This is a genomic window from Pseudoxanthomonas sp. 68-E7 (assembly GCF_057773145.1).
Map to the genome: position 1 here is coordinate 189,275 of NZ_JBYMTI010000002.1, position 25,832 is coordinate 215,106.

The following is a 25,832-nucleotide window of genomic DNA, read 5'->3' on the forward strand; positions in this document are numbered from 1 at the left end:
CCTGCATGCGTATTCAGAAGGTGATCGGCACCCGCGCGGTGAACGTCACGTCAGGCGTATCGCGGGTGAGCCCGGCGCCCAGCGCCACGTTGAGCGAGACACGATCGTTGAAACGGTAGGTACCGCCCAGCAGCAAGGTCGCCAGGGTCACCCGCACCGCACCGGCTACGTCCTGCCCGTTCTGCTGCGTCTTGCCGACCACGTTCATGTCGTAGCCGATGCTGATGGCGGCCTTCTCGTTCAGCGCCAGGCCCATGCCCAGGTTGAAGCCGATGATGTCGCCGGCCTCGATGTCGCCCAGCGACTCGCGCTTGCCGTCCACCAGCAGGCGCGACACGTTGCGGCGCTTGAAGTTGTGCAGGTAGCTCAGGCTGCCGAAGAACACCACCGGGTCGGAGGGATACAGCCAGGTCACGCCGGGCTGCAACGCCTCGAATCCGGATCCGGTCGGCAGGTCCAGCGGCAGGCCGGTGCCGGTGGTATTGGCGACGCAGCGGGTCACGCAGTCGGTGACCACGTCGAACAGGTCTTTGCCGGTCCGGCTCTTGTAGCGCAGCCAGCCGATGTAGAACGCCTTGTCGGGCCCGCCCTGGTTGATCTGGTAGCGCGCGGTCAGCTCGACATCGCCGATGCCGTTGCCACTGGCGTTGAACACGCGGTCCTGCGCGGAACCGGTGAAGATCTCGCGGCTGACCGTATCGCCGTTGATGTACACGTACGGCAGCTTGGCCTCCAGTTCGAAGCGCCGGTTGATGCCATAGCGTCCGGTCAGCGTGGCGACTGCGGTGGTGGTCTTGACCTGGCGCACATCGATCAGGCCGATCAGGATGGCGGGGATCACGGTGTAACCGACCAGCGCGACGCGATCGTTCGCCGAGTAGCCGTACTGCAGGGAGGGTTCCAGCACGAGCTTCCCGGGCGGCGTCAACACGCCGGGCTGGTCGAAAATCTGCGCAACTTCCGGCGGGCGCGAATCCGATTCAGGCGCCTGCCCCACCGGTTGCGCGGCAGGTCGCGCCGGCGGCGTGGCCTGCGCCGGCGCGCTCTGCGCGGCGAGTACCGGCGCCTGGCCGAGCACCGGCATCACCGCCGGCGCGGGTGCGCCGCGCGCGCGGGCGTTGGCCAGGACCTCCTCGTTGAGTGCGGACTGCAACCGCGACAGCGCCTGTTGTTGCTGCTCCAGTGATTGCCGGGTGTATTCGAGTTGGCGGGTCTGCTCGTTGATCTGGCGCTGCAGGGCGTCCAGGCGATCCTCGTCGGTGGCGGATACAGGCGACGCCTGCTGGGCCCACGCGGGGTTCGCGGACAACAGGCCGGCGGCGAGCGGCAACGGCAGCAGGCGCGAGAGCGACATCCTTTTCATCGGGTTGTCTCCGTGGGAAAGAGCGGATCAACGGGTACCGGCCGAAACGATCAGCGCATCCTGCAGGGCGCCGCCGGCATTGAGTCCCTGGAAACCACCCAGTACGTGGCTGTCCACTTCCAGGCGGGTGATGGTGGTGATGTTCTGGTTGTCGAGCGTGTTCTGGATCACCACGCCCCCGGGCAACCTCACCGGCTCGAAGCGGTTGCCGTCGCCGCGCTGGACCACGATGCCCCGGTTGAACTCGCCAAGCGCGCGCGCCTCTTCCGCGGTCAGCCGCGATAGATCCGCGACCCGCACCGATGTGCTCGCAGCCAGTTCGCCGTTGATGAACACCATCCGTTCGATGCCGAACGACAGCATCGCGCCGGACGGCAACTGGAAGCCGCCGCGCATCGTGTCCAGCCGGGCCGGATCGATCGGCGTCCATTCCGCCCCCAGGCCGTCTCCATCGTCGCCGGAAGCCGGCAGCGGGATGGCGGCAGCGGTGACCAGGCTGAAGAACGCGCCCAGGCAGATTGTCATTTGCCGGTTCATGTCAGATATCCCCCGGGCCGCGTCGCGGCACCGCGATGTTGCGCAGGCCATCGCGATGCAGGCCGACATCCAGCGGCGCGGGCGGCGCGGTGCGCCAGTCCCGTGGCTGGTTGAAACGCGCCTGGCCGCGACGGTTGTGGATGACGAACAGCACCCGGTTGTCCCATAGCGCCTCGAAGCGCGACTTCGGCATCGCGCGGGTACCGCGCGCCGGATCTCCCAATAACACCCGGCCGTTCTTGAGTCCCTTGACCACCACGAAATGGCGGTAGCCACGGTCGTTGAGCAGCACGATCGCCGGCACGCCCTCTTCCTGCAGTTTTTCCAGCGGCAGTTCGAAGCCATCGGCTTCGAAGCCCTGGGATTGCAGGTAGCGGCGCATGTCCAGCAGCGAAAAGCCTTCCTTGCGGATCCGCGCCTGATCGCCGTAGGTGTACATCCGCACGAACACGTCCTGCTCGCTGACCGGATGCCCGTACTGGAACGTCAACAGGGTCGCGGTCGCCGCCGATCCGCAACTGAAGTCGAACTGCTGCGGGATGGTGGTGCGGAAACGGGCTTCCTTCAGGCTGGTCACCCGCACCTGGTACGCGCCGCTGGCGGGCACCCGCAGATCCATGTCCGCCGCGGCGGCGTTCATGGTGGCGCACGCCAGCATGATCGTTCCCGCCACGGCGGCACGGGCGGATCTCATCGTGCCGGATCCGCGAAGTTCACGGTCACCACCATCGCGTTCTGGATGAGCACGTTGGTGCCGGTGTTCTGGATGACCGTGTTGATGCCGTTGGCATTGTCGAAGGCGCCCTGGTTGATGGTGTTGCTGCCGCTGATGATGCGGTCGGCGGTGTTGCCATCGACGGTGCCGTCGACATCGATGATCACGGCGCTGCCGTGGTCATCCTCGCCGCCGCGCATGCCGGCCAGCCGCGCCACGTCCACCGGCGCGCCGATTTCGAGCACGCTGCGTTCGCGGACCTGCAACCAGCCTTGCGGCACGTCGGCCCGAATCGGCACCGACAGGGCCGACTCCGCGCCGGCGCCCGTCATGGGCGCCGGTGATGCCGCCGGCTCGCCCGCGAGGGCCACGCCCGCACCGGCGCACCACAACGCGAACACCCTCCAGGACGCGGCCTGGAAATGCCGCGCGAAACGATAACGGGGATGCATGGTCATTCTCCCTTGCCATGCGTTCCGTCCTGGCACGTCGCGCCACGCGCCCCCTGTCGATCCCGCCGCGGGGGCGGCGGGATCGTCCTGCGCACGGCGCGCCGGATCGATGCAGCGATCCGGTGTGCCCGGGGAGCGCTTACGGACCTACGGTCAGGTTGGCCTGCACGGTGATGCCCTGCTGGATCAGCGACGCGAAGCCGCTGTTCTGCGCAGCCACCATCACACCGGCGGCCGACTGGCCGACGCTGCTCATGGTGTTGGACATGTTGAACGTGCCCGCGTCGTTGGCGACGGAACCACCCGCGCCACCGGCACCCCCCATCGCGCCGTTGCCGACGCCACCGTTGCCGACGCCGCCATTGCCGTCGCCGCCCACGCCGCCTTCCGCACCGACCGCGCCCATCGCGCCGTCACCGGCGGTGGCGTCGCCATTGCTGGCGGTCGAGGAAGCGTCGCCGTTGGTGGCATCGCCGTTGGTCGCCGAGCCACCTGCGCCGCCATCACCCGCGGTCGCGGTCAGGCTGCCGCCCGCACCGCCGGTCGCGGTGCCGTCGCCGCCGGTACCGGTGGCCGAACCACCCGTGCCCGCGCCCGCGGTCGCGGTACTGGAGCTGCCCGTCGCGCTCGCGCCGCCGGACGTGCCGTCGCCGCCGGTCGCGGTGCTGGTGCCGCCGGTGGCGTCGCCCGCGCCACGTTCACGCACGCGTCCACTGTTGGCATCCGCATTGCCACCCGCCGCACCGTCGGCCGCGATCGCGTCGCCGCTGCCGCTGCCGGCGTCGCCGCCCCAGCCGCCGCTGGCGCCACCGCCCCAGCCACCGGCCGCACCGGCGTCGCCGCCGCGGCTGCCGCGATTGTGGTCGGCGCGTCCGCCATTGCCGCCATCGCCGGCGACCGCATCACCGATCGATGCGCCGCCGTTGCTGACATCGCCCGCGGTGGCGCTGCCATTGATCGCGCTGCCGCCATCGCCGCCGTTGCCGCCACCGCCGCCGTTGCCGCCACGGCCACCGGTGCCTTCGCCACCGTAGCCGTCGCCACCGCGCCCGGTGCCGCCGCGTCCGCCGTTGCCGCCATTGGCATCGCCCCAGTTCTTGGCGACATTGCCGATGTCATGCACGGTCACGCCGCTGACCGAACCGATGAGCTTGGTTTCGGCCACCGCCTTGCTGTGGTTGAAGGCGTTGGAGAACGTGGCGGTCGCGGTGCCACCGTTGTTCGCCGCCGCGGTGCCATAGCCGTCGGCATAGGCGACGCCGTCGTTGTCGCGATTGTCACCGTCGTGGGTACTGCTGTCGGTCGCATCGAAATCCACGGCGACGAGCGTATCGGCCCCAGGTCCGTTTTCCGTGTTGGTTGCCTGTGCGAAAGCCTGTCCCGTCAGACCAAGTCCCAGTAACACCGCAGATGCAATGAGAGTCTTACGCATGCACATGTTGATTCTCCTGTGTCGCTCTGGCGCCCAGGGGAGGCGCTAAAAAACGACGCCGGTCACGCTCACACAGGAAACGTTAGTCAGCCGGGGGGCATTTGTTAGGTTCTCGTTAACCGTTGCGCCGCTCGTCTGCCGCTCCCAAGACGGTTCCACGCGCCGACGATCGGTAGCCGGATCAAGGTGATGGCTGGCGTTCTTGCATCCTGTCCGAGGTCTTCGACGGGCCCCGTCGACGATGCTAGGCTGTGCGCCCAGGGAGATGGCATGCCTCCCCGAACCGCCGGCATGACGGCTGATGATGCCTACCGAATCCCCGCAACGGGGTGGTGGGCATGCGCCATCGCTCCCCTCTGGAGACCCGCTGATGTATTCCTTTCTTGCCATTGCACTGGGCGCGGCGTTGGGCGCGTGGGCGCGCTGGGGCCTGAGTGTCTGGCTCAATCCGAATCACGCGCAATTGCCGCTCGGCACGCTGGCGGCCAACCTGATCGGCGGCTACGCCATCGGCGTGGCGATGGGCTGGCTGGCGCACCATCCCTCGATCGCGCCGGAATGGCGCCTGTTCGTGATCACCGGCCTGCTCGGCGGCCTGACCACGTTCTCCAGCTTCTCCGCCGAAGCCATGCAGCTGATCCTGCGCCTGCAGTACGGCTGGGCATTCCTGCTCATCGCAGTCCATGTGCTGGGTTCGCTGTTGATGACCGGACTCGGCCTGATGACGGTGCGGATGGCGCGCAGCCTGGCGACGTGAGCGGCTTGGCGGCGCGGGAACGCGCGACTACGGACGCCCCGGCTTGGCCGCCCTCGCCTCGCGCCGCTGTTCGCGCAGGCGATCGAGTTTTTCCTTCAACTTGATTTCCAGCCCGCGCTCGACCGGTTCGTAGTAGACGCGTTCACCCATGGCATCGGGGAACGCCGTCTGATCCAGCGCGATGCCGCCGGCGGAATCGTGATCGTACTGGTAGCCACCGCCATAACCGAGTTGCTTCATCAGCTTGGTCGGCGCGTTGCGCAGGTGCAGCGGCACCTCCTGGGTCCCGTGCTCGCGTACGTCCTGCCGTGCCATGCCGAACGCCTTGTAGCCGGCGTTGGACTTGGCGGTGCTGGCCAGGTAAATCGCCACCTGCGCCAAGGCCAGATCGCCCTCGGGACTGCCGAGCCGCTCATAGGTGTCCCATGCGTCCACCGCCATCTGCAGCGCGCGGGGATCGGCCAGGCCGATGTCCTCCACCGCCATCCGGGTCAGGCGGCGCGCCAGATAGACCGGGTCGCAGCCTCCGTCCAGCATCCGCGCCAGCCAGTACAGCGCGCCGTCGGGATTGGAACTGCGGATGGACTTGTGCAGCGCCGAGATCTGGTCGTAGAACTGCTCGCCGCCCTTGTCGAACCGGCGCGTGCGATCGGCCAGCACCTGCTGCAGGGTCTGCGGGGTGATGGTGTTGTCTTCGCCCGTGGCCAGTTCCGCGGCGATTTCCAGCAGGGTCAACGCGCGACGCACGTCGCCATCGGCCGCGCCAGCGATTTCCCGGAGGGCGTCATCGCTGGCCTGCAAGCCCTGCCCGCCCAGGCCGCGCTCCTCGTCCTCCACCGCGCGTCGCAGCGCGTGCCGTATGTCGTCGGCCGAGACCGCCTCCATCACGTGCACGCGACAGCGCGACAGCAATGCCGAGTTGAGTTCGAACGAGGGATTCTCGGTGGTGGCGCCGACGAACAGGATGGTGCCGCGTTCGATGTGCGGCAGGAACGCATCCTGCTGGGCCTTGTTGAAGCGGTGCACCTCGTCGACGAACAGCACGGTGCGCCGTCCCTCGGCAAAACGCTGCGCCGCCTCGGCCAGCACCGCGCGCACGTCCGGCAACCCCGACAGCACCGCCGAGATGGCCTGGAACTCGGCATCCGCGTACTGCGCCAGCAACAGCGCCAAGGTGGTCTTGCCGCAGCCCGGCGGCCCCCACAGGATCATCGAATGCACGCGCCCGGACTCCACCGCGCGCCGCAGCGCGCTGCCTGGCGCGAGCAGCCTGCGCTGCCCGACCATCTCGTCGAGGGTGCGCGGCCGCATGCGTTCGGCCAGCGGCCGCATCGCCGAGCGATCAACGCTCAGCAGATCGGTTTCCTGCGGAAAGTGATTGCGGGTTTTGGGGGATCTTGCCACCGGGGGATTCTACCGTCCGCGGCTGCCCGCGTCGGCCCGCGGAAACGAAAAGGCCGGATTCCTCCCGGAACCCGGCCCGCATGCTCCGGCAAGGGAGCGTATCCCGCTAGCCGCCGACCACGTCCACGCCCGGGCCCGGCGTGTACTTGAAAGTGCCGCCGGCGAACGACGGATTGCGCTTCCAGCCACTGAACCTGATGGTGGTGCGCTGGCCGACCGCGTCGACCACTTCCATCTGCGCCAGCCCCTTGCCATCGAAACCCAGGCGCGCGGACTGGAAATTGGCGTCGCCCTCGCGCTTCGGGGTCAGGGTCAGCCACTCCAGTCCGTTCTGGCTGCCGCCTTCCTTGACGTTGAACTGCTGGTCCAGCTTGCCCGGATCAATCAGCGCCGACAGCGGGCTGTTCTGTTCCTCCACGCCCTGCTCGCGCACGGTGGCCTGCTTCAGGTCGGGGTCGTACACCCACACCTGCTTGCCGTCGGCGACGATCAACTGCTCGTAGGGCTTGTTGTATTCCCAGCGGAACAGGCGCGGCGCGGACAGCGAGACACGACCGTTGGAGGTTTCCTTGAGCTTGCCGCCACCATCGTGGACCTGCTGGACGAACTGACCATCCAGGCCTTTCAGGCCGGTGGTGAAAGCCTTGAGCTGATCACGGGCGCCGGCGAAGGCGTTGCCGGCGAACAGCGCGGCGGCAATGAGAATCATGGGTCGGACGATGCGGGTCATGGGCGGTGGCGGTGGGTGGTTTCGGGGTCGGTGCCGAGTGTGCCCCGGCAAGTCTGAATAGCACGCATCGGGATTCCCCGTGGCGGAAACGCCGGCATGAACCGGCGTTCAGCCGCGATGGCGGCGCTTCCGCTCAGCGCGGCGGTGGCGGCGCCAGTACCTGGCGATCGCCGTTGTGTTCCGGCGGCGAGACCACGCCCGCCGCTTCCATCGCTTCGATCAGGCGGGCGGCCCGGTTGTAGCCGATCTTCAGGCGGCGCTGCACGCCGGAGATGGAGGCGCGCCGGCTTTCGGTAACGATGCGCACCGCCTCGTCGTACAGCGGGTCGCTTTCGTCGCCACCGCCGCCGCCGCTCTCGGGCAGGCCGGTCGGTCCCACCACCACGCCATCGCCCATCGTCTGGATTTCCTCCAGCACGCCTTCGATGTAGTCGGCGCTGCCGGTGGCCTTGAGGTGCTCGACGACACGGTGCACCTCGTCGTCGCTGACGAAGGCGCCGTGGATGCGCTCGGGCATCGCCGTGCCCGGCGGCAGGTACAGCATGTCGCCGTGGCCCAGCAGGGTTTCCGCGCCGGACTGATCCAGGATGGTGCGCGAGTCGATCTTCGAACTGACCTGGAACGCGATGCGGGTCGGGATGTTGGCCTTGATCAGGCCGGTGATGACATCCACCGACGGACGCTGGGTCGCCAGGATCAGATGGATGCCGGCGGCGCGCGCCTTCTGCGCCAGACGGGCAATCAGCTCCTCGACCTTCTTGCCGACGATCATCATCATGTCGGCGAATTCGTCGATGAAGATGACGATGAACGGCAGCGGCTCCAGCGGACGCGGCGCTTCGGCCAGATCCGGGTTGGGCTTGAATAACGGATCCATCAGCGGCTGGCCCGCGTCCTGCGCGTCCTTGACCTTCTTGTTGAAGCCGGCCAGGTTGCGCACGCCCACAGCGCTCATCAGCTTGTAGCGGCGCTCCATCTCCGCCACGCACCAGCGCAGGCCGTTGGCGGCCTCCTTCATGTCGGTGACCACCGGCGCCAGCAGGTGGGGGATGCCCTGGTAGACGCTGAGCTCCAGCATCTTCGGGTCGATCATCAACATCCGCAGTTCTTTCGGCGACGCCTTGTACAGCAGGCTCAGCACCATCGCGTTGACCGCCACCGACTTGCCCGAACCGGTGGTGCCGGCCACCAGCAGGTGCGGCATGCGCGCCAGGTCGGCCACGGTCGGGCGGCCGGCGATGTCCTTGCCCAGCGCCAGGGTCAGCGCGCTACCGGACTTGTCGTATTCCTTCGAACGCAGCAGCTCGCTGAGGAAGATCATCTCGCGGCTGGTGTTGGGGATTTCCAGGCCGATCACCGACTTGCCCGGGATCACGTCGACCACGCGCACCGACTTCACGCTCAGGCCGCGGGCGATGTCCTTGTCCAGCGAACTGATCTGGCTGACCTTCACGCCCGGCGCCGGCTCCATCTCGAAGCGGGTGATCACAGGCCCGGGATAGGCACCGACCACCTGCGCATCGATGCGGAAATCCTTGAGCTTGAATTCGATCTGGCGCGAAAGGGTTTCCAGGGTTTCCTCGGAATAGCCCTTGGCCTGCGGCTTGGGATCGTCCAGCAGCGACAGCGGCGGCAAGCCGGAGGCGTCGCCGCCGGTGCCATGGAACAACGGAATCTGCTGCTCGCGCTTGGCGCGCTCGCTCTTCTCGATCACCGGCGCCGGCGGCGGTTCGATCTTCACCGGCTCGCGCTTGGCGCGCAGGACCGCGTCGGCGCGGCGCACTTCCTCGCGCTCTTCCCGCATCACCCGGGTCTGCTGCCATTCGGCCGCCTGCTGGCTGCCCCGGCGGAACATCGCCGGCAACGCCAGCACGCCCTTGCCGATGCGCTCCATCACCGCGAACCAGGACAGGCCGGTGGCCAGGGTCACCGAGACCAGGAACAACGCCAACAGGAACAGGTTGCCACCCAGCCCGCCGAAGCCGCTGAGCAGCGACTTGCCGACCAGGGTGCCGAGGATGCCACCGGGGCCATCGGAGAAATGCACCGCCGGCACGCCGCGCAGGAACAGCAGGCCGGTGGAGGAGATCAGGAAGCCGACCATGCCGATCAACCGCAGCGCCGGGCCGAGATCGGCTTCCCCGTCGCCATCGGTGTCCATGCCGAACAACGCGATCCAGGCGACCGCGCCGAGAATCACCGGCAGCAGGAACGCCACGTAGCCGCACAGCGACAGCAACAGCGCCGACAACCAGGCACCGACCTTGCCGCCCCAATTGTGGATCGGCGCGGTGACGCTGCCCGCCTGCGACCAACTGGGATCGTCCGGCGAATAGGAGAACAGGCTGGCAAAGAGGTAGAGCAGCAGCGGCGCGATCACGATCAGCGCCAGATCACGCCAGAGGCGCTGCCGACGCGGATTCACCGCCGCGGCGGTGGCCTGTTTGCGCGCCGCCGCATTCGCGCCTTTGCCCTTGCCGTTTTCGGGTGCTGGTTTCGCCACCTTTCGATTAGACCTTAGAAATATGCCATTAGTCTTTGATAATAAACGAAACATTGGCAGATTTCAGCCCTCGGAATCGTGCCGGTGCGGACCCGCGCCGTGGGAGGCCCGCAGAAAAAAAGGCGCTACGGTGGCGCCCTGTCGCAGATCGCCGGCGTGATGCCGGCCTGTCGCTCGCGTGTTGTTCCGCATCACCGCATTCCATCCGCGCGCCTTGATCGAACCTGATCACACCCGCACTCTATGTCGCCTGCGATGGCGTGCCAGCCGTTGCATTCGCAAGGCCAATCCACCTTTTCCGCGAGTATACATGAGCACTTCGAAGCACTGCCGCCTGTTGATCCTGGGTTCCGGCCCGGCCGGCTGGACCGCCGCGGTCTACGCCGCCCGCGCCAACCTCAAGCCCGTCGTCGTCACCGGCCTGCAGCAGGGCGGCCAGCTGATGACCACCACCGAGGTGGACAACTGGCCCGGCGACGCCCACGGCCTGATGGGCCCGGACCTGATGGCGCGCATGCAGTCCCACGCCGAGCGCTTCGACACCGAGGTCATCTTCGACCACATCCACACCGCAGACCTGGGCCAGCGTCCGTTCAAGCTCATCGGCGACAACGGCGAGTACACCGCCGACGCCCTCATCATCGCCACCGGCGCGACCGCCAAGTACCTGGGCCTGCCCTCGGAAGAAGCCTTCAAGGGCCGCGGCGTATCCGCCTGCGCCACCTGCGATGGCTTCTTCTACCGTGACCAGGACGTGGCCGTGGTCGGCGGCGGCAACACCGCCGTGGAAGAGGCCCTGTACCTGGCCAACATCGCCCGCAAGGTCTACCTGGTCCACCGCCGCGACACCCTGCGCGCGGAGAAAATCATGCAGGACAAGCTGTTCGCCAAAATCCAGGCCGGCAAGATCGAGCCGGTCTGGCACCACACCGTGGACGAGGTGCTGGGCAACGAGGCCGGGGTCACCGGCCTGCGGGTCAAGTCGGTGCAGGACGGCAGCACCCGCGACCTGGACGTGCACGGTTTCTTCGTGGCCATCGGCCATACCCCCAACACCAGCCTGTTCGAGGGCCAGTTGGGCATGAACAACGGCTACCTGACCATCAAGTCGGGGCTGGACGGCGGCGCCACCGCCACCACCGTGCCGGGCGTGTTCGCCGCCGGCGACGTGGCCGACCAGCACTACCGCCAGGCCATCACCTCGGCCGGCTTCGGCTGCATGGCCGCGCTGGATGCCGAGCGGTTCCTCGACAAGGACGCCTGATCCCCGCCGCGCTCCGAGGTGGACAAGATCCTGCTCAAGCAGGCGCTGTTCTACGGCAGCTACCTGGCGTTCCCCTGCCTGGCTTGGCTGGCCTGGCGCCTGCGCAGGCCAGGCAGGCGCTGGTTCACCGCCTGCGTGCTGGCGGCGGGTCTGGTGTTCGTGTGGGCGCGGTTCGTCGAACCCCAGATGATCCGGGTCAGGGAAACGACCCTCCCTGGCACCGGCGCCGAAGCGGACATCGCGCTGATCAGCGATATCCATCTCGGCATCTACAAGGACTCACGATTCCTGCATCGGTTGGTGGAACGGATCAATGACCTGCCCGTCGATGCCGTCGTGATCGCGGGCGATCTGACCTACGAACCCCAAGCCCGGCCGCAATGTTCGCGGGAACCCGACCCCCGGCAGGCGCAGCAGTGCGCACTGGAAGTGCTTTTCGCGCCGCTGTCGCGCGTACGCGTTCCGGTCCTGGCCGTGTTGGGCAACCATGACCAGCAGGCTCCCGGCCCCGATATCGATCAGGCGCTGCGGGCGGCGCTCGGCCACCATGGCGTGAAGATCATCGAGGGAAAACTGTTGACCACCGCCGCCGGCTATCGCTGGGCAGGGCTCGGTGATCGATGGGCGGGCAAGGACGATCCGGCATTCCTGGCCGCCGCCCCGTCCTCCCTGCCCACCTTCGTGGTCGCGCACAATCCGGACAGCGCCGTGGACCTGGATCCGGCGAGCACGCGCCTGCTCTTGGCCGGCCATACCCACGGCGGGCAGATCCGCATTCCCGGGCTGTATCGCCGGGTGATTCCGAGCGCGCACGGCTTCGACCGGGGAGAACAATTCGCCTCGACGCCGCGCGGGCGCGTACGCGTGTTCACGACCTCGGGCGTGGGCGAAATCGGATTGCCCATGCGCCTGTTCAATCCGCCGACGATCGACGTCCTGCACCTGCGCCCCTGATGCCCGCGACGATGGCGAAATTCCGCACGTTGCCCTCGCTGGCGGGCATTGCCCCCGAGGCATGGGACGCCCTGCACGATGGCCGCAATCCGTTCGTCTCGCACTCGTTCCTGGCCGGACTGGAACAGCACGGCTGCCTGCGCGAGGACTGGGGCTGGACGCCGCGCCACGCCACCCTGTGGGAAGGCGACACGCTGGTCGCCGTCGCGCCGGCCTACCTGAAGCACAACTCCCACGGCGAATTCGTGTTCGACCACGCCTGGGCGCAGGCCTATGCGCGCTACGGACGCGAGTACTTCCCCAAATGGCTGTGCGCGGTGCCCTACTCGCCCGTCACCGGTCCGCGCCTGCTGGCGCCCACCGCCGCGTTGCGCCGGCAACTGGCCGGAGCGCTGATCGCGCAGGCGGAACAGGACGGGCTGTCCTCGGTGCACGTCAACTTCCATTCGGAGGGGGAAGACGTCGCATTCGATGGAAACTGGCTGTCCCGCACCGACGTGCAGTACCACTGGCGCAACGACACCGGCTGGACCGATTTCGATGCCTTCCTGGCCGCCTTCGATCACAAGCACCGCAAGAACATCCGCCAGGAGCGCGCGCGGGTCGCGCGCGCCGGAATCACCTTCCGCACCCTGCACGGCGACGAGGCCAGCGAGGCGGATCTGGGCGCGATGTTCGGGTTCTACCTGCAGACCTTCCAGGACTACGGCAACTCACCGGCGCTGACCTTCGATTTCTTTCGCCACCTGGCGCGCGCGCTGCGCCGGCAGTTCGTGATGTTCCTGGCCGAATCCGGCGGCGAAGCGATCGCCGGCGCGCTCTGCCTGCGCGGTGGCGACACCCTGTATGGACGTTACTGGGGCTGCCACCGCAACCTGCCCGGCCTGCACTTCGAAACCTGCTACTACCAGGGCGTCGAATACTGCCTGCGCGAGGGCCTGCGCGTGTTCGAACCCGGTGCGCAGGGCGAGCACAAGATCGCGCGCGGCTTCCTGCCCGTGTTCGTGCGCAGCCGGCACTGGATCGCCGATCCCGCCTTCGCCGAAGCCCTGGCGCGCTGGTGCGACGAAGAAACCCTCGCGGTCCGCCGCTACGCCGCGACCCTGGCCGCGCACTCGCCGTTCAAGGTTGTCACCGGCTGAACCGCGACGGCATGGCCCCGTGCCCTGCCGGACGCCGATAATGCCGGCATGAGCCAGCGCCCCTTCCTGCTCGCCCCCGAACCCGAAGCGCCGTTTCCACCCGCGGAACTGGCCCTGCGCCAGCCCGACGGCCTGCTGGCGATAGGCGGTGATCTGAGCCCGCCCCGACTGCTCAACGCCTATCGGGGCGGCATCTTTCCCTGGTTCTCGGAGGGCCAGCCGCTGCTGTGGTGGTCGCCGGATCCGCGCATGGTGTTCCGCACCGATCGCCTGCACCTGGCCTCGCGGTTCCGGCGCAGCCTCCGCCAGTCCACCTGGCAGGTGCGAGCCGACACCGCCTTCGACGCGGTCGTCGCCGAATGCGCCAGCCGCCCGCGGCCGGGCCAGGACGGCACCTGGATTACCGGCCAGATGCAGGCGGCCTACGCCGCGCTGCATCGGGCCGGGCACGCCCATTCCATCGAAGTGTTCGACGGCACGCATCTCGTCGGCGGGCTCTACGGCGTGGCCGTCGGCCGGATGTTCTTCGGCGAGAGCATGTTCAGTGTGGAAAGCGGCGGTTCCAAGATCGCGATCGCGGCCCTGGCCGCCACCCTGCACGCGTGGGGCTGGCCGCTCATCGACGCGCAGGTGGAGAACCCGCATCTGCTGAGCCTGGGCGCGGAGCGCTGGCCGCGCCGGACGTTCTTGGAACGGGTGCGGGAACTGGTGGAGGTACCTGGGCCGGCGACGAGCTGGACCACGCGGTTCGGCGCATTGCCCGCCGCCCGATTGGCCCACCCGCTGGGGGATTAACGGGATTTTTGCGCCGGAAGCCTCGGCGGCGTACAATGGCGGACTTTATCGCCCTGGCCGTTCCGGCCGCACAGCACAGGTCTGCATGTCGAAAGACGATTCCATCGAATTTGAAGGCACCGTCACCGAAACGCTGCCCAACACCATGTTCCGGGTCAAACTGGAAAACGGGCACGAAATCATCGCCCACATCTCCGGTCGCATGCGCAAGAACTACATCCGCATCCTCACCGGTGACAAGGTCAAGGTCGAAATGACCCCCTACGACCTGACCAAGGGTCGCATTACCTATCGCATGAAATAACTGCGGTAAGCGATTGATTAAAAAGGGCGACTTGGTCGCCCTTTTTGTTTTCCCGAGTTCAGGCCGCTACAGACGGAACCGGCGGGATGCGGCAGCGGGGCAAAAGGTCGCGGCCCGACGCGGCGCCGGGTCTTCAGTCATGGACACTTCCGCCAGATTCGGTGTTTCGCCCTCCCGCCTAAGGTGGCGACTCCCACCACATGCGGAGATTCCGATGACCCGTTTCCTGCCTTGCGCCGCCCTGGCACTGGCCATGCTGCTGCCCGCGCTCGCCCAGGCCCGCGACACTCCGGCTACCGCCTGCGTTGACCTGGCCCCCGGCCATGAGATCGTCCGCAGCGGCACCCAGTCCTTCTTCCTCAAGGATGGCGACCGGCACTACCGGGTCAAGCTGCGCGGCATCTGCGACAGCCTTCCCCTCGCCTCGCGCCTGCTGGTGATCGCCGAAGGCCAGGACAACCGCCTGTGCCCCACCGGCAGCCGAGTCGATACCCAGCGTGGCAAGTGCGATATCGCCAGCTTCGAGCAAATCACCGCGGAAGAGTTCACCGGCCGGAAGGCGCGCCTTCGCCGCTGAAACACACGAGTTCCTGCCATCGATGGGGCAAAGAAAAAGCCGGCGCCCTGGGGCGCCGGCCTTGTTTTCGTCCTGCAGATTTACCTGGGCAGTCAGGCCAGGCTCGTCGCCAGCCGGGAATCCTCAGACCGTCACCGGCAACAGCCTCTCCGGTTCGGCCTGGCTGTCCACCACCAGTTCACCCTCGCGCACATCGATGCTGACCCGGCCGCCATTGACCAGCTTGCCGAACAGCAACTCGTCGGCCAGCGGACGCTTGACCTTGTCCTGGATCAGGCGCGCCATCGGACGGGCACCCATCAACGGGTCGAAGCCATGCTGGGCCAGCCAGTCGCGCGCGGCCGGCGTGGCCGACAGGCTGACGTGCTTCTCCTGCAGCAGCATCTCCAGTTCGATCAGGAACTTGTCCACCACCCGCAGGATGTGCTCGAAGCCCAGTGCCTGGAACTGCACCACCGCATCCAGCCGATTGCGGAATTCCGGGGTGAAGCTGCGGCGGATGACTTCCATCGCATCGGTCGAATGGTCCTGCTGGGTGAAGCCGATCGAACGCCGCGAAGCTTGCGCCGCGCCGGCATTGGTGGTCATCACCAGGATCACGTTCTTGAAGTTCGCCTCGCGGCCATTGGTGTCGGTCAGCACGCCGCGGTCCATCACCTGCAACAGGATGTTGAAGATGTCCGGGTGCGCCTTCTCGACCTCGTCCAGCAACAGCACGCAATGCGGGGTCTTGACGATCTTCTCGGTCAGCAGGCCGCCCTGGTCGAAACCGACGTAGCCGGGAGGCGCGCCGATCAGGCGGCTGACCGAATGCGGTTCCATGTACTCGGACATGTCGAAGCGAACCAGTTCGATGCCCAGTTGCAGCGCCAGCTGCTTGGTCACCTCGGTCTTGCCCACGCCGGTCGGGCCGGCGAAAAGGAAATTGCCGATCGGCTTGTCCGGATTGCCCAGGCCCGAGCGCGCCAGCTTGATGGCCGACGCCAGGGTCTCGATGGCCGGATCCTGGCCGAAGATCACCATCTTCAGGTTGCGCTCCAGGTGCTGCAGCACGTCCTTGTCGGACGAGGTGACCTGCTTGGCCGGGATGCGCGCCATCTTGGCGATGATGGTCTCGATTTCCTCGATGTCGATCAGATCCTTGCGCTGGCCTTCCGGCAGCAGCCGCTGGCGCGCGCCGGCCTCGTCGATCACGTCGATGGCCTTGTCCGGCAGCAGGCGGTCACCGATGTGCTTGACCGACAGATCGACCGCGGCCTGCAACGCCTCGTCGGCGTAGGTGACGCCGTGGTGCGCTTCGTACTTGGGCTTCAGGCCCTGCAGGATCTGGAACGCCTCGCCCACCGTCGGTTCGACGATGTCGATTTTCTGGAAGCGCCGCGCCAGCGCGCGATCCTTCTCGAAGATGCCGCGGTATTCCTGGAACGTGGTCGAACCGATGCAGCGCAATTCGCCCGAGGCCAGCGCCGGCTTGATCAGGTTGCTGGCATCCATGGTGCCGCCGCTGGCGGAACCGGCGCCGATGATGGTGTGGATCTCGTCGATGAAGAGGACCGCGCCGGGGATCTTGCGGATCGCCGCCAGCACGCCCTTCAGGCGCTTTTCGAAATCACCGCGGTACTTGGTGCCCGCCACCAGCGCGCCCAGGTCGAGCGAATAGATGGTGGCGTCCAGCAGGACGTCCGGCACCTCGCCTTCCACGATGCGCTTGGCCAGCCCCTCGGCCAGGGCGGTCTTGCCCACGCCGGCCTCGCCGACGTACAGGGGATTGTTCTTGCGGCGCCGGCACAGGACCTGGATGGTCCGTTCGACCTCGTCGGCGCGGCCGACCAGGGGATCGATCTTGCCCTGCCGGGCGAGGTCGTTGAGGTTGCTGGCGAACTCGGTCAGGGCATCGCCCTTGCCCTCGCCCTCGCCGGCTTCGGCCTTGCCGCCCTCGCCCTCGGGCGCGCCCTGGCCCTCGCCTTCCTCGCCCTGCTTGGCGATGCCGTGCGACAGGTAATTCACCACGTCCAGGCGGGTGACATCCTGCTGGTTGAGGAAGTAGACCGCGTGCGAATCCTTCTCGCCGAAGATCGCCACCAGCACGTTGGCGCCGGTGACCTCCTTCTTGCCCGAGGACTGCACGTGGTAGACCGCGCGCTGGAGCACGCGCTGGAAGCCCAGGGTGGGCTGGGTGTCGCGGCCGTCATCCTCGGCCAGGCGGGACACCGACGCTTCGATGGCCTGTTCCAGGTCGTGTTGCAGGCGGGTCGAATCCGCGCCGCAGGCCTTGAGCACCGCCTGCGCGGACGGGTTCTCCAACAGGGAGAGCAGCAGGTGCTCCACCGTCATGAACTCGTGCCGTGCCTCGCGGGCGCGCTTGTAGCACTGGCCGATGGTTTGCTCGAGATCTTTGCTGAACATGGTCGCCTCCGGGGCCGATGCCGACAATATGCGGCCTGAGGGGTGGATTTCCATCACCCGCCCGGATTTCAGTGTTCAGGAATCGTTGCCTTGCAAGGGCCCGACGGCGCCCCAACACCGAAACCTCAGGATTTTTCCATCGTGCACAGCAGCGGGTGCTGGTTCACCCGCGAAAACTCGTTGACCTGGGCCACCTTGGATTCGGCCACCTCGCGGGTGTAGACCCCGCAGATGGCGCGGCCCCGGGTATGGACATGCAACATGATCTGGGTGGCCTTTTCCAGGTCCATGGAAAAGAACTGCTGGAGCACCACCACCACGAAATCCATCGGGGTGTAGTCGTCGTTGAGCAGTACCACCTGGAAAAGCGGCGGCGGCGCCACCTCGGGCTTGCCGGTCTCCACCAGCACGCCGTGGTCGCGTTCGTTTTCGGTCTTGCGGGACATGCGCCAATTATACGGATTGGACGCCCATCGAGGTTGCACGCACAATTAACTCCTTTCCCCCAATGGATTGAACCGATGAAACCAGCCGCCCTCGCCCTTGCCCTCGCCGCCGCCTTCGCGGGCGTGTCCGGCGCGCATGCCGCCGAGGCCGATCCGGCCATCGCCAAGCAGCTGAAGGCGCTTGGCTACGAATACGAAGTGGACGAGGACGGCGATTACAAGCTGTTGATGGCCACCGGCGACAACGAGGAGCGCAGCCAGATCGTCTACATCCGATCGGCCGTGGAAACCTACGGCAAGCACCGGGTGCGCGAGCTGTGGTCCTACGCCTACCAGTCACCGAGCGACTCGCTGCCGGCCGTGGTGGCCAACCGCCTGCTGGATGCCTCCAACGCGCTGATCCTGGGCTCCTGGGTCAAGCAGGAACGCAGCGCGGTGTACGTGGCCAAGCTTCCGGCCGATGCCAGCACCGAGTTGCTGGAGGATGCGATTTCCGCCGCCGCCGTCTCGGCCGACGCGATGGAAGTCGAGCTGGCCGAAGATCCGGCTTCCGACGACTACTGAGCCCGGGAATTTCCCATGAGCTATCGCGAAGGCCGGTTCTGGCAGCCCGACGTCACTGTCGCCACCATCGTGGTGCGCGACGGACGCCTGCTCATGGTCGAGGAACGCGCCCAGGGCCGGCTGGTGTTCAACCAGCCCGCCGGCCACCTGGAACCGGACGAGACCCTGCTGGACGCGGCATTGCGCGAGACCCGCGAGGAAACCGGCTGGGACGTGCGCCTGACCGCCTTCGTCGGCGCCTACCAGTGGAAGGCCACCGAGACCGGCCGGCACTACCTGCGTTTCGCCTTCGCGGCGGAGCCGGTGCGCCACGACCCCGCGCGGCCGCTCGACGACGGCATCGTCCAGACCCACTGGCTGACGCCCGCCGAGTTGCAGCAGGTCCACGAGCGCCACCGCAGCCCCCTGGTCTGGCAGGTGGTCGAGGACTACCTGGGTGGCCGCCGCTATCCACTCGACATGCTCCACCAGACCGCATGAGCACGCCGCGCGTCATCGTCGGTATCTCGGGCGGGGTCGACTCGTCGGTGGCGGCGTTGCGCCTGGTCCAGGCCCGCGAGTCCGTGGCCGGACTGTTCATGCAGAACTGGGCCGATGACGGCAGCGGCGAATGCCGGGCCGAGGAGGATCGCCGCGATGCGGTCGCCGTGTGCGGACGGCTCGGCATCCCGTTCCATTTCCGCGATTTCTCCGCCGAGTACTGGCAGGGCGTGTTCGAACACTTCCTGGCCGAGTACGCCGCCGGCCGCACGCCCAACCCGGACGTGCTGTGCAACCGCGAGGTCAAGTTCAAGCACTTCCTGGACGCCGCCCGCGAACTGGGCGCGGAGAAGATCGCCACCGGACACTACGCGCGGATCGGCTTCCACGCCGGCCGCTGGCAGTTGCTGCGCGGGGTCGATCGCGGCAAGGACCAGAGCTATTTCCTGCACCAGTTGGGGCAGGAGCAGTTGTCGGCAACGCTGTTCCCGATCGGCGACATGCAGAAACAGGATCTGCGCGGGGTAGCCCGCGAGGCCGGGCTGCCGACGCACGACAAGAAGGACTCGACCGGCATCTGCTTCATCGGCGAGCGCGATTTCCGCGAATTCCTGGGCCGTTACCTGCCGGCCCGGCGAGGCGAAATGCGCGATCCGCAGGGCCAGCGCATCGGCGAGCATCCCGGCGTTTTCTATTTCACCCTCGGCCAGCGCGAAGGCCTGCAGATCGGCGGCGTGCGTGGCCGGCCGGCGGCGCCCTGGTACGTGGTCGGCAAGGATGTCGCCAACAATATCCTGTACGTGGACCAGGACACCGGCAGCCCGTACCTGCAGTCCCACCGGCTGTGGTCCGAACAGGCGCACTGGACCGCCGGCAGCGCGCCGGCCATGCGCTTCGAATGCACCGCGCAGACGCGCTACCGGCAGGCCGATGAACCCTGTTCGGTGACCGTCGCCGATGACGGCCGGCTTGAAGTTGCCTTCGCGCACCCGCAGCGGGCGGTCACGCCCGGCCAGTCGGTGGTGCTGTACGACGGCGACATCTGCCTTGGTGGCGCCGTCATCGCCGCCACCGACGCCCCCCTGGAACGAAGAATCGCGGAGCAAGCCGCTTGAGCAACCAGTTTTCCGAACGCGTCCTGGCCCTCGCCGGCCTGGCGCAGGCCCTCCACCAGGTCCGTCGCATCGCCGAAACCGGTCATTCCGAAGCCGGCGTGGTCCAGACCGCGCTGGACAGCGTGTTCCGGATCGACGCCGCCGACGCGGCAGGCGTGTTCGGCCGGGTTTCCGAACTCAATCCGGGCCTGCGCCTGTTGCGCGGCTATCTGATTGGCGAGAACAAGGAAGACACCCTGCCCCGGCTCGGCATGGCGGTGCTGCAGCTGGAGCGCCGGTTCATCCGCCGCGGCGATCTGGGCAGCGCCGTCAGCGAAGCCGTGGACAGGCTGGCGCCGCAGGCCCGGCAGGTCGGCAGCACGCATCCGGAAGTGATCGCGGCGCTCGGCAATCTGTACGCAGAAACCCTCAGCCAGTTGCGTCCGCGGGTGATGGTCCAGGGCAATCCGCACTATCTCGGCCAGCCCGGCGTGGTCGCCGAGATACGCGCCATCCTGCTCGCGGCGGTGCGCGCCGCGGTGTTGTGGCGGCAACTCGGCGGCAGCTACTGGGACTTCCTGTTCTCGCGCCGCGCGATGGCCACGGCCATCGACGGTTGGCTGAACTGATCCGGCAAGCCCATCCGTCTCAACCCGTACAGGAGGCGACCGGCGCATGCCGGCGCGTCTTGGCCATGCCGAACACGAACAGGCTGGCGAACGCCACCAGGCATACGCTCACGCCACCGTAGAGCGTGATCCAGCCGAACCCCTGGGCCAAGGCGAGCGGTGCGGCCGGATCCGCGCCGGCGTCGCCGGCGGCAATCCGCTCGGCCAGCCCGCGCAGATCCGCGTTCCCTGCCGCGCTGGCCGGCAACTGCTGCAAGGCCGACTGCACGCCGCGTACCAGCAGCAGGCCCATCAGGGCGATGTTGATCGCCAGCGAGATCAGGCGTGCGCTCATGTCCAGCCCCGACGCCATGCCGGCACGATCCGGCGAGACCGACCCGGTGGTGGTGTTGGTGACCGGGGTGTTGGTGATGCCCAGTCCGATGCCCGCGATCAGCGCGCCCGGCAGCACCTTCCAGAGGCCCGGCGCCGCCGCGCCCGCCGCCCAGTGCATCAGCAGCAGGCCGACGCCGATGGTGAACAATCCCGCCGGTATCACCAGGCCCGGCCGGTAGCGCAGCGACAGGCGCTCGCCCACCGGCGGGAACACCAGCGCCGGCAAGGTGTAGGCCAGCAGCGCGATGCCGGACTGCAGTTCACCCAGGCCCAGTACGCCGTGGAAGTAGATAGGCAGGTAGACCATCAGCGGCCAGAAGCTGAAGTTCATTCCCATCGAGCCCAGCAGGGCGCCGGAGAATGCGCGATTGCGCAGCACCGAGAAATCGAACATCGGGTGATGCAGCCGCCGCTCCACCACGATGAAAATCGCCAGGCAGGCCACGGTCGCGGCCAGCACGCCCAGCGACAGCGGGCCGGTGAAACCCATCGCGTCGCCCTGGGTGAGATAGAAGGCGAACCCCAGCACGGCCAGTGACAGCGACAGCATCCCGCCCCAGTCGAGTCGGCGCGCCTGCGGATCCCGCGATTCCTCCACGCTGGCGATCACCAGCAGCAGGGTCAGCACGGCAATCGGCCCATGCACCAGGAACACCCACGTCCAGTCGGACAGGGCCACGATCGCGCCACCGATGAGCGGTCCGAAGCCCAGTCCGAGACCGAACACCACGCCCCACGCGGCAAACGCCTTGCCGCGCTCGCGTCCGTCGCGGAACTGGTGCGACAGGATCGCCAGCATGCAGATCAGCAGCACGCCGCCGCTCAACCCCTGCAGGGCCCGTGCCAGGATCAGCATGCCGACATCGCCGGCCAGGCCGCACATCACCGAACTGGCTCCGAACAGCGCGCCGCTGATCAGGAACACCCGGCGTCGTCCGAACCGGTCGGCCAGTGCGCCGGCCGCCATCAGCACGGTGGTGCTGGCGATGGTGTAGGCGTTCATCACCCACTGCATCTGGCGGAAGTCCCCGCCCAGCACCCGCTCCAGGGTCGGCAGGATCACCGGCACGCTGGAAATCTCCAGGCCGAACATCAGGGAGGCGAGGCAGACGGCGAACAGCGCCGTCCTGTTTCGCGAGGACAGGGAAGCGGACATGGGGGAACTCCGGTGGAGGGAGGCTGCCGCGCCTGGGTGACGGGCCAGGACGGGCGGGCACCGGGCCATTGTCGGGAACACCCATGAATGAAGGAAATGATTTAATTTATTCGAATCCAGTAATTACGGTCATTTATCCGCATGGACTTCGACCCCGCACTCCTGCGCGCCTTCCTTGCGGTCACCGAGACCGGCGGCTTCACCCGCGCGGCCGAGCGCCTGCACCTGACCCAATCGGCGGTCAGCCACCAGATCCGCCGGCTGGAGGAACAGGTTGGGCGCCCCCTGCTCCAGCGCACCACCCGGCGCCTGACCCTGACCGAGGACGGCGAGGAATTCCTGAGCCATGCGCAGCGCATCCTCGAAGCCTCCGACGCGCTGACCCGGCGATTCCGGCTGTCGCCGGTGTCCGGCGTGATCCGCTTCGGCGTGGCCGATACCTACCTCGGCGCGCGCCTGCCCACCCTGCTGGGCCAGTTCGCCCGCAGCCATCCCTGCGTGCGCCTGGAAGTGAACGTCTCGTCCAGCCCGGATTTCCGCGCGATGGTCGCGGCCGGCGAGCTCGACATGGCGGTGGTGCTGGCCGAACCCGGCCAGGAGGACGACCTGCTGCTGCGCAGTACCGAGTTCGTCTGGAGCGCGGCGGACCATTTCGTGCCCCCGGCGGGCGATTCCCTGCCGCTCGCGTTCGCGCCCGCTCCCTGCCTGCGCAGGCATATCGGTCTCGCGGCGCTGGAGCGCGCCGCGCAGCCCTGGCATTTCACCTTCACCTCCGCCAGCAACGAGGGACTGCGCGCGGCCACCCTCGCCGGCCTCGGCATCGCGGTGATGACCCGGACCGAACTGGTTCCCGGCCTGAAGATCGTCAACGACGATCTGGGCCTGCCGGCCTTGCCGAAGGCCGAATACGTGCTGGTGCGCCGTCCCGGCGAGCAGAGCGCGGCGGACGAGGAGTTCGTGCGCCTGCTGCGGGACCATGCCTGAGGACGCCGCGGACACGACGACCGCAGTCAATCGGCTTGCCACCCTCCCCGTCCCGGATTGCCGGCTTGCAAAAAGAAACCCCGGCCTTGGCCGGGGTTCCGGTACGACGTTGACCCGCGCGACGCTTACGCGGCGACGGTATCGGCGACGTCCTTGTAGTCGGCGATCTGATCGAAGTTCATGTAGCGGTAGATCTGATCGCCGTTGGCGTTGATGACGCCGATGTCGGCCATGTACTCGGCCTTGGTCGGGATGCGGCCCAGGCGCGAGCAGATCGCGGCCAGCTCCGCCGAACCCAGGTACACGTTGGAGTTCTTGCCCAGCCGGTTCGGGAAGTTGCGGGTGCTGGTGGAGAACACCGTCGCGCCTTCCTTCACCTGCGCCTGGTTGCCCATGCACAGCGAGCAACCCGGCATCTCCATGCGCGCGCCGGCGGTGCCGAAGGTGCCGTAATGGCCTTCCTTGGTCAGCTCGGCGGCATCCATCTTGGTCGGCGGCGCGACCCACAGCTTGGTCGGAATGTCGCGCTTGCCTTCCAGCAGCTTGGAGGCGGCACGGAAGTGGCCGATGTTGGTCATGCACGAACCGATGAACACTTCGTCGATGACCGCGCCGGAGACTTCCGACAGGGTCTTCACGTCGTCCGGATCGTTCGGGCAGGCCACGATCGGCTCATGCACGTCGGCCAGGTCGATCTCGATGACCGCCGCGTACTCGGCGTCGGCGTCGGCCTTCATCAGCTGCGGATCGGCCAGCCACGCTTCCATCGCCTTGATGCGGCGCTGCAGGCTGCGCGGATCCTGGTAGCCCTCGGCGATCATCCACTTCAGCAGCGTGATGTTGCTGTTGATGTACTCGATGATCGGTTCCTTGTTGAGGTGCACGGTGCAGCCGGCGGCCGAACGCTCGGCCGAGGCGTCGGACAGCTCGAACGCCTGCTCCACCTTCAGATCCGGCAGGCCTTCGATTTCCAGGATGCGGCCGGAGAAGATGTTCTTCTTGCCCTGCTTGGCGACCGTCAGCAGGCCCTGCTTGATGGCGTACAGCGGGATGGCGTTGACCAGATCGCGCAGGGTCACGCCCGGCTGCATTTCACCCTTGAAGCGGACCAGCACCGATTCCGGCATGTCCAAGGGCATCACCCCGGTGGCCGCGGCGAAGGCGACCAGGCCAGAGCCGGCCGGGAACGAAATGCCCACCGGGAAACGGGTGTGCGAGTCGCCACCGGTGCCGACCGTGTCGGGCAGCAGCATGCGGTTGAGCCAGCTGTGGATCACGCCGTCGCCCGGACGCAGCGAGATGCCGCCGCGGTTGCTGATGAAGGCCGGCAGTTCGTGGTGGGTCTTGACGTCGACCGGCTTCGGATAGGCGGCGGTGTGGCAGAACGACTGCATCACCAGATCCGCGGAGAAGCCCAGGCAGGCCAGATCCTTCAGTTCGTCGCGGGTCATCGGGCCGGTGGTGTCCTGCGAGCCCACCGAGGTCATCTTCGGCTCGCAGTAGGTGCCCGGGCGGATGCCTGTCTGCACACCGTTGACTTCGGGCAGGCCGCAGGCGCGGCCGACCATCTTCTGCGCCAGGGTGTAGCCCTTGCCGGTGTCGGCCGGGTTCTGCGGCAGGCGGAACAGCGTGGAAGCCGGCAGGCCCAGCGCCTCGCGCGCCTTGGCGGTCAGGCCGCGACCGATGATCAGCGGGATGCGGCCGCCGGCGCGCACTTCGTCGAACAGCACGTCGCTCTTGACCTGGAACTCGGCGATCACCTCGCCGTTCTTCAGCGCCTTGCCTTCATACGGGCGCAGTTCGACGACATCGCCCATGTCCATCTTCGACACGTCCAGTTCGATCGGCAGCGCGCCGGCGTCTTCCATCGTGTTGTAGAAGATCGGGGCAATCTTGCTGCCCAGGCACACGCCGCCGAAGCGCTTGTTCGGGATGAACGGGATGTCCTCGCCGGTCCACCACAGCACCGAGTTGGTGGCCGACTTGCGGCTGGAACCGGTACCCACGACGTCGCCGACGTAGGCGACCGGATGGCCCTTTTCGGTGAGCGACTGGATGAACGCGATCGGGCCGCGCTTGCCGTCTTCTTCCGGGGTGAACGGCGCGCCGTCGCGCTTGTTCTTCAGCATCGCCAATGCATGCATCGGGATGTCCGGACGGGTGGTCGCGTCCGGCGCCGGCGACAGGTCGTCGGTGTTGGTCTCGCCGGGCACCTTGAACACGGTGACGGTCAGCGACTGCGGCACTTCCGGACGGCTGGTGAACCATTCGGCGTCGGCCCAGCTCTGCAGCACGGCCTGGGCGTTGGCATTGCCCTTCTGCGCCTTTTCCTGCACGTCGTGGAAGGCGTCGAACATCAGCAGCGTGTGCTTGAGCGCGGTGGCGGCGATGGTGCCGACCTGGGCGTCATCCAGCAGTTCCACCAGCGGATGGATGTTGTAGCCGCCTAGCATGGTGCCCAGCAGTTCGGTGGCGCGTTCGCGGCTGATCAGCGGGCACTGCTCGCTGCCGAAGGCGACCGCGGCCAGATAGGACGCCTTGACCTTGGCGGCGTCATCGACGCCGGCCGGCACCCGGTTCGTGATCAGCTCCAGCAGGAAGTCGCCCTCGCCGGCCGGCGGCGCCTTCAGCAGTTCGATGACCTCGGCGGTCTGCTGGGCCGTCAGCGGCAGCGGCGGGATGCCCAGCGCGGCGCGCTCGGCTACGTGGTGGCGATAGGCTTCCAACATGGTGACTCCGGAATGCGGTGGGGTGACGGGAAACAACGGG

General features: G+C 67.5%; 24 protein-coding genes and 1 riboswitch. Of the genes, 12 read left to right on the forward strand and 12 right to left on the reverse strand.

Annotated features, from left to right (window positions below):
• Positions 1–13 precede the first annotated feature (13 nt).
• From AC3DE2_RS05450 to AC3DE2_RS05470, 5 genes are all read right to left on the reverse strand, one after another.
• Positions 14–1,363 (reverse strand): acetate kinase, encoded by a 1,350-nt coding sequence (locus AC3DE2_RS05450; RefSeq protein ID WP_488425389.1) that lies wholly within the window; start codon positions 1,361–1,363, stop codon positions 14–16.
• 27 nt (positions 1,364–1,390) lie between these two features.
• Positions 1,391–1,888: a hypothetical protein gene (locus AC3DE2_RS05455; RefSeq protein WP_488425390.1), complete on the reverse strand. Its 498-nt coding sequence runs from the start codon at positions 1,886–1,888 to the stop codon at positions 1,391–1,393.
• A gap of 13 nt (positions 1,889–1,901) precedes the next feature.
• Positions 1,902–2,594 carry a C39 family peptidase gene (locus AC3DE2_RS05460; protein ID WP_295377611.1) on the reverse strand — a complete coding sequence of 231 codons (693 nt, stop codon included), beginning with the start codon at positions 2,592–2,594 and terminating at the stop codon, positions 1,902–1,904.
• Entirely contained in the window at positions 2,591–3,067 is a 477-nt protein-coding gene (locus AC3DE2_RS05465; RefSeq protein WP_295377613.1) for a hypothetical protein, read from the reverse strand. The genes AC3DE2_RS05460 and AC3DE2_RS05465 overlap by 4 nt, the downstream gene beginning before the upstream one ends.
• Positions 3,068–3,206: 139 nt before the next feature.
• The gene (locus tag AC3DE2_RS05470; RefSeq protein WP_488425391.1) at positions 3,207–4,385 is read right to left on the reverse strand and encodes a hypothetical protein; all 1,179 of its coding nucleotides are present in this window, start codon (positions 4,383–4,385) and stop codon (positions 3,207–3,209) included.
• Positions 4,386–4,751: 366 nt separating this feature from the next.
• A riboswitch (Fluoride riboswitch) is annotated at positions 4,752–4,817 on the forward strand.
• Between the two features lie 52 nt (positions 4,818–4,869).
• Here AC3DE2_RS05470 and crcB point away from each other — a divergent pair.
• Entirely contained in the window at positions 4,870–5,256 is a 387-nt protein-coding gene (gene crcB, locus AC3DE2_RS05475) for a fluoride efflux transporter CrcB (protein WP_295377618.1), read from the forward strand.
• 27 nt (positions 5,257–5,283) lie between these two features.
• Here crcB and AC3DE2_RS05480 read toward each other — a convergent pair whose 3' ends face one another.
• The 3 genes from AC3DE2_RS05480 to AC3DE2_RS05490 form a co-directional block, all read right to left on the reverse strand.
• Complete coding sequence (locus tag AC3DE2_RS05480) at positions 5,284–6,588, reverse strand: replication-associated recombination protein A (protein ID WP_488425758.1); 1,305 nt, start codon at positions 6,586–6,588, stop codon at positions 5,284–5,286.
• A 178-nt stretch (positions 6,589–6,766) separates the two neighbouring features.
• Positions 6,767–7,390, reverse strand: a complete 624-nt coding sequence (lolA, locus tag AC3DE2_RS05485; RefSeq protein ID WP_488425392.1) for an outer membrane lipoprotein periplasmic chaperone LolA — start codon at positions 7,388–7,390, stop codon at positions 6,767–6,769.
• A 133-nt stretch (positions 7,391–7,523) separates the two neighbouring features.
• Positions 7,524–9,893, reverse strand: a complete 2,370-nt coding sequence (locus AC3DE2_RS05490) for a DNA translocase FtsK (protein WP_488425393.1) — start codon at positions 9,891–9,893, stop codon at positions 7,524–7,526.
• Positions 9,894–10,203: 310 nt separating this feature from the next.
• Here AC3DE2_RS05490 and trxB point away from each other — a divergent pair, with 310 nt between their 5' ends.
• The 6 genes from trxB (at position 10,204) to AC3DE2_RS05520 (ending at position 14,929) form a co-directional block, all read left to right on the forward strand.
• Positions 10,204–11,157, forward strand: coding sequence for a thioredoxin-disulfide reductase (gene trxB / locus AC3DE2_RS05495; RefSeq protein ID WP_488425394.1), 954 nt, complete (start codon positions 10,204–10,206; stop codon positions 11,155–11,157).
• A gap of 18 nt (positions 11,158–11,175) precedes the next feature.
• Positions 11,176–12,111 carry a metallophosphoesterase gene (locus tag AC3DE2_RS05500; protein WP_488425395.1) on the forward strand — a complete coding sequence of 312 codons (936 nt, stop codon included), beginning with the start codon at positions 11,176–11,178 and terminating at the stop codon, positions 12,109–12,111.
• 11 nt (positions 12,112–12,122) lie between these two features.
• Positions 12,123–13,253 carry a GNAT family N-acetyltransferase gene (locus AC3DE2_RS05505; RefSeq protein WP_488425396.1) on the forward strand — a complete coding sequence of 377 codons (1,131 nt, stop codon included), beginning with the start codon at positions 12,123–12,125 and terminating at the stop codon, positions 13,251–13,253.
• A 48-nt stretch (positions 13,254–13,301) separates the two neighbouring features.
• Positions 13,302–14,048 carry a leucyl/phenylalanyl-tRNA--protein transferase gene (aat, locus tag AC3DE2_RS05510; RefSeq protein ID WP_488425397.1) on the forward strand — a complete coding sequence of 249 codons (747 nt, stop codon included), beginning with the start codon at positions 13,302–13,304 and terminating at the stop codon, positions 14,046–14,048.
• An 85-nt stretch (positions 14,049–14,133) separates the two neighbouring features.
• Positions 14,134–14,352, forward strand: coding sequence for a translation initiation factor IF-1 (gene infA, locus AC3DE2_RS05515; RefSeq protein WP_079726088.1), 219 nt, complete (start codon positions 14,134–14,136; stop codon positions 14,350–14,352).
• Between the two features lie 214 nt (positions 14,353–14,566).
• Positions 14,567–14,929: a hypothetical protein gene (locus AC3DE2_RS05520; RefSeq protein WP_488425398.1), complete on the forward strand. Its 363-nt coding sequence runs from the start codon at positions 14,567–14,569 to the stop codon at positions 14,927–14,929.
• 123 nt (positions 14,930–15,052) lie between these two features.
• Here the strand turns inward: AC3DE2_RS05520 and clpA are convergent, their stop codons facing one another.
• Complete coding sequence (gene clpA / locus AC3DE2_RS05525) at positions 15,053–17,335, reverse strand: ATP-dependent Clp protease ATP-binding subunit ClpA (protein WP_295379928.1); 2,283 nt, start codon at positions 17,333–17,335, stop codon at positions 15,053–15,055.
• Between the two features lie 125 nt (positions 17,336–17,460).
• On the reverse strand, positions 17,461–17,781 hold the full coding sequence (gene clpS, locus AC3DE2_RS05530) for an ATP-dependent Clp protease adapter ClpS (RefSeq protein ID WP_295379929.1): 321 nt from the start codon (positions 17,779–17,781) through the stop codon (positions 17,461–17,463).
• A gap of 75 nt (positions 17,782–17,856) precedes the next feature.
• Between clpS and AC3DE2_RS05535 the strand changes: the two genes are divergently transcribed.
• From AC3DE2_RS05535 to hflD, 4 genes are read left to right on the forward strand one after another with little or no spacing between them, the layout of a single operon-like run.
• Positions 17,857–18,345: a hypothetical protein gene (locus AC3DE2_RS05535; RefSeq protein ID WP_488425399.1), complete on the forward strand. Its 489-nt coding sequence runs from the start codon at positions 17,857–17,859 to the stop codon at positions 18,343–18,345.
• A gap of 15 nt (positions 18,346–18,360) precedes the next feature.
• The gene (locus AC3DE2_RS05540; protein ID WP_295379933.1) at positions 18,361–18,825 is read left to right on the forward strand and encodes an NUDIX hydrolase; all 465 of its coding nucleotides are present in this window, start codon (positions 18,361–18,363) and stop codon (positions 18,823–18,825) included.
• Positions 18,822–19,940 (forward strand): tRNA 2-thiouridine(34) synthase MnmA, encoded by a 1,119-nt coding sequence (mnmA, locus tag AC3DE2_RS05545; RefSeq protein ID WP_488425401.1) that lies wholly within the window; start codon positions 18,822–18,824, stop codon positions 19,938–19,940. The genes AC3DE2_RS05540 and mnmA overlap by 4 nt, the downstream gene beginning before the upstream one ends.
• Positions 19,937–20,548: a high frequency lysogenization protein HflD gene (gene hflD, locus AC3DE2_RS05550; RefSeq protein WP_295379938.1), complete on the forward strand. Its 612-nt coding sequence runs from the start codon at positions 19,937–19,939 to the stop codon at positions 20,546–20,548. Before mnmA ends, hflD begins: the two co-directional genes overlap by 4 nt.
• Positions 20,549–20,567: 19 nt before the next feature.
• Here the strand turns inward: hflD and AC3DE2_RS05555 are convergent, their stop codons facing one another.
• Positions 20,568–22,079, reverse strand: coding sequence for an MFS transporter (locus AC3DE2_RS05555; RefSeq protein ID WP_488425402.1), 1,512 nt, complete (start codon positions 22,077–22,079; stop codon positions 20,568–20,570).
• Positions 22,080–22,220: 141 nt separating this feature from the next.
• On the opposite strand from AC3DE2_RS05555, the gene AC3DE2_RS05560 reads away from it, so the two are divergent.
• On the forward strand, positions 22,221–23,063 hold the full coding sequence (locus tag AC3DE2_RS05560; RefSeq protein ID WP_295379943.1) for a LysR family transcriptional regulator: 843 nt from the start codon (positions 22,221–22,223) through the stop codon (positions 23,061–23,063).
• Positions 23,064–23,188: 125 nt separating this feature from the next.
• On the opposite strand, the gene acnB is transcribed toward AC3DE2_RS05560, so the two are convergent.
• A complete protein-coding gene (acnB, locus tag AC3DE2_RS05565) occupies positions 23,189–25,792 on the reverse strand; it encodes a bifunctional aconitate hydratase 2/2-methylisocitrate dehydratase (protein WP_488425403.1) in 2,604 nt (867 codons plus the stop codon).
• Between the last annotated feature and the right edge of the window lie 40 nt (positions 25,793–25,832).

Coding starts and splice junctions, on each gene's coding strand:
- AC3DE2_RS05450 (WP_488425389.1), bottom strand. CDS start 1,363: ATGAAAAGGATGTCGCTCTCGCGCCTGCTGCCGTTGCCGCTCGCCGCC.
- AC3DE2_RS05455 (WP_488425390.1), bottom strand. CDS start 1,888: ATGACAATCTGCCTGGGCGCGTTCTTCAGCCTGGTCACCGCTGCCGCC.
- AC3DE2_RS05460 (WP_295377611.1), bottom strand. CDS start 2,594: ATGAGATCCGCCCGTGCCGCCGTGGCGGGAACGATCATGCTGGCGTGC.
- AC3DE2_RS05465 (WP_295377613.1), bottom strand. CDS start 3,067: ATGCATCCCCGTTATCGTTTCGCGCGGCATTTCCAGGCCGCGTCCTGG.
- crcB (WP_295377618.1), top strand. CDS start 4,870: ATGTATTCCTTTCTTGCCATTGCACTGGGCGCGGCGTTGGGCGCGTGG.
- AC3DE2_RS05480 (WP_488425758.1), bottom strand. CDS start 6,588: ATGCGGCCGCTGGCCGAACGCATGCGGCCGCGCACCCTCGACGAGATG.
- lolA (WP_488425392.1), bottom strand. CDS start 7,390: ATGACCCGCATCGTCCGACCCATGATTCTCATTGCCGCCGCGCTGTTC.
- trxB (WP_488425394.1), top strand. CDS start 10,204: ATGAGCACTTCGAAGCACTGCCGCCTGTTGATCCTGGGTTCCGGCCCG.
- AC3DE2_RS05505 (WP_488425396.1), top strand. CDS start 12,123: ATGGCGAAATTCCGCACGTTGCCCTCGCTGGCGGGCATTGCCCCCGAG.
- aat (WP_488425397.1), top strand. CDS start 13,302: ATGAGCCAGCGCCCCTTCCTGCTCGCCCCCGAACCCGAAGCGCCGTTT.
- infA (WP_079726088.1), top strand. CDS start 14,134: ATGTCGAAAGACGATTCCATCGAATTTGAAGGCACCGTCACCGAAACG.
- AC3DE2_RS05520 (WP_488425398.1), top strand. CDS start 14,567: ATGACCCGTTTCCTGCCTTGCGCCGCCCTGGCACTGGCCATGCTGCTG.
- clpA (WP_295379928.1), bottom strand. CDS start 17,335: ATGTTCAGCAAAGATCTCGAGCAAACCATCGGCCAGTGCTACAAGCGC.
- clpS (WP_295379929.1), bottom strand. CDS start 17,781: ATGTCCCGCAAGACCGAAAACGAACGCGACCACGGCGTGCTGGTGGAG.
- AC3DE2_RS05535 (WP_488425399.1), top strand. CDS start 17,857: ATGAAACCAGCCGCCCTCGCCCTTGCCCTCGCCGCCGCCTTCGCGGGC.
- AC3DE2_RS05540 (WP_295379933.1), top strand. CDS start 18,361: ATGAGCTATCGCGAAGGCCGGTTCTGGCAGCCCGACGTCACTGTCGCC.
- mnmA (WP_488425401.1), top strand. CDS start 18,822: ATGAGCACGCCGCGCGTCATCGTCGGTATCTCGGGCGGGGTCGACTCG.
- AC3DE2_RS05555 (WP_488425402.1), bottom strand. CDS start 22,079: ATGTCCGCTTCCCTGTCCTCGCGAAACAGGACGGCGCTGTTCGCCGTC.
- AC3DE2_RS05560 (WP_295379943.1), top strand. CDS start 22,221: ATGGACTTCGACCCCGCACTCCTGCGCGCCTTCCTTGCGGTCACCGAG.
- acnB (WP_488425403.1), bottom strand. CDS start 25,792: ATGTTGGAAGCCTATCGCCACCACGTAGCCGAGCGCGCCGCGCTGGGC.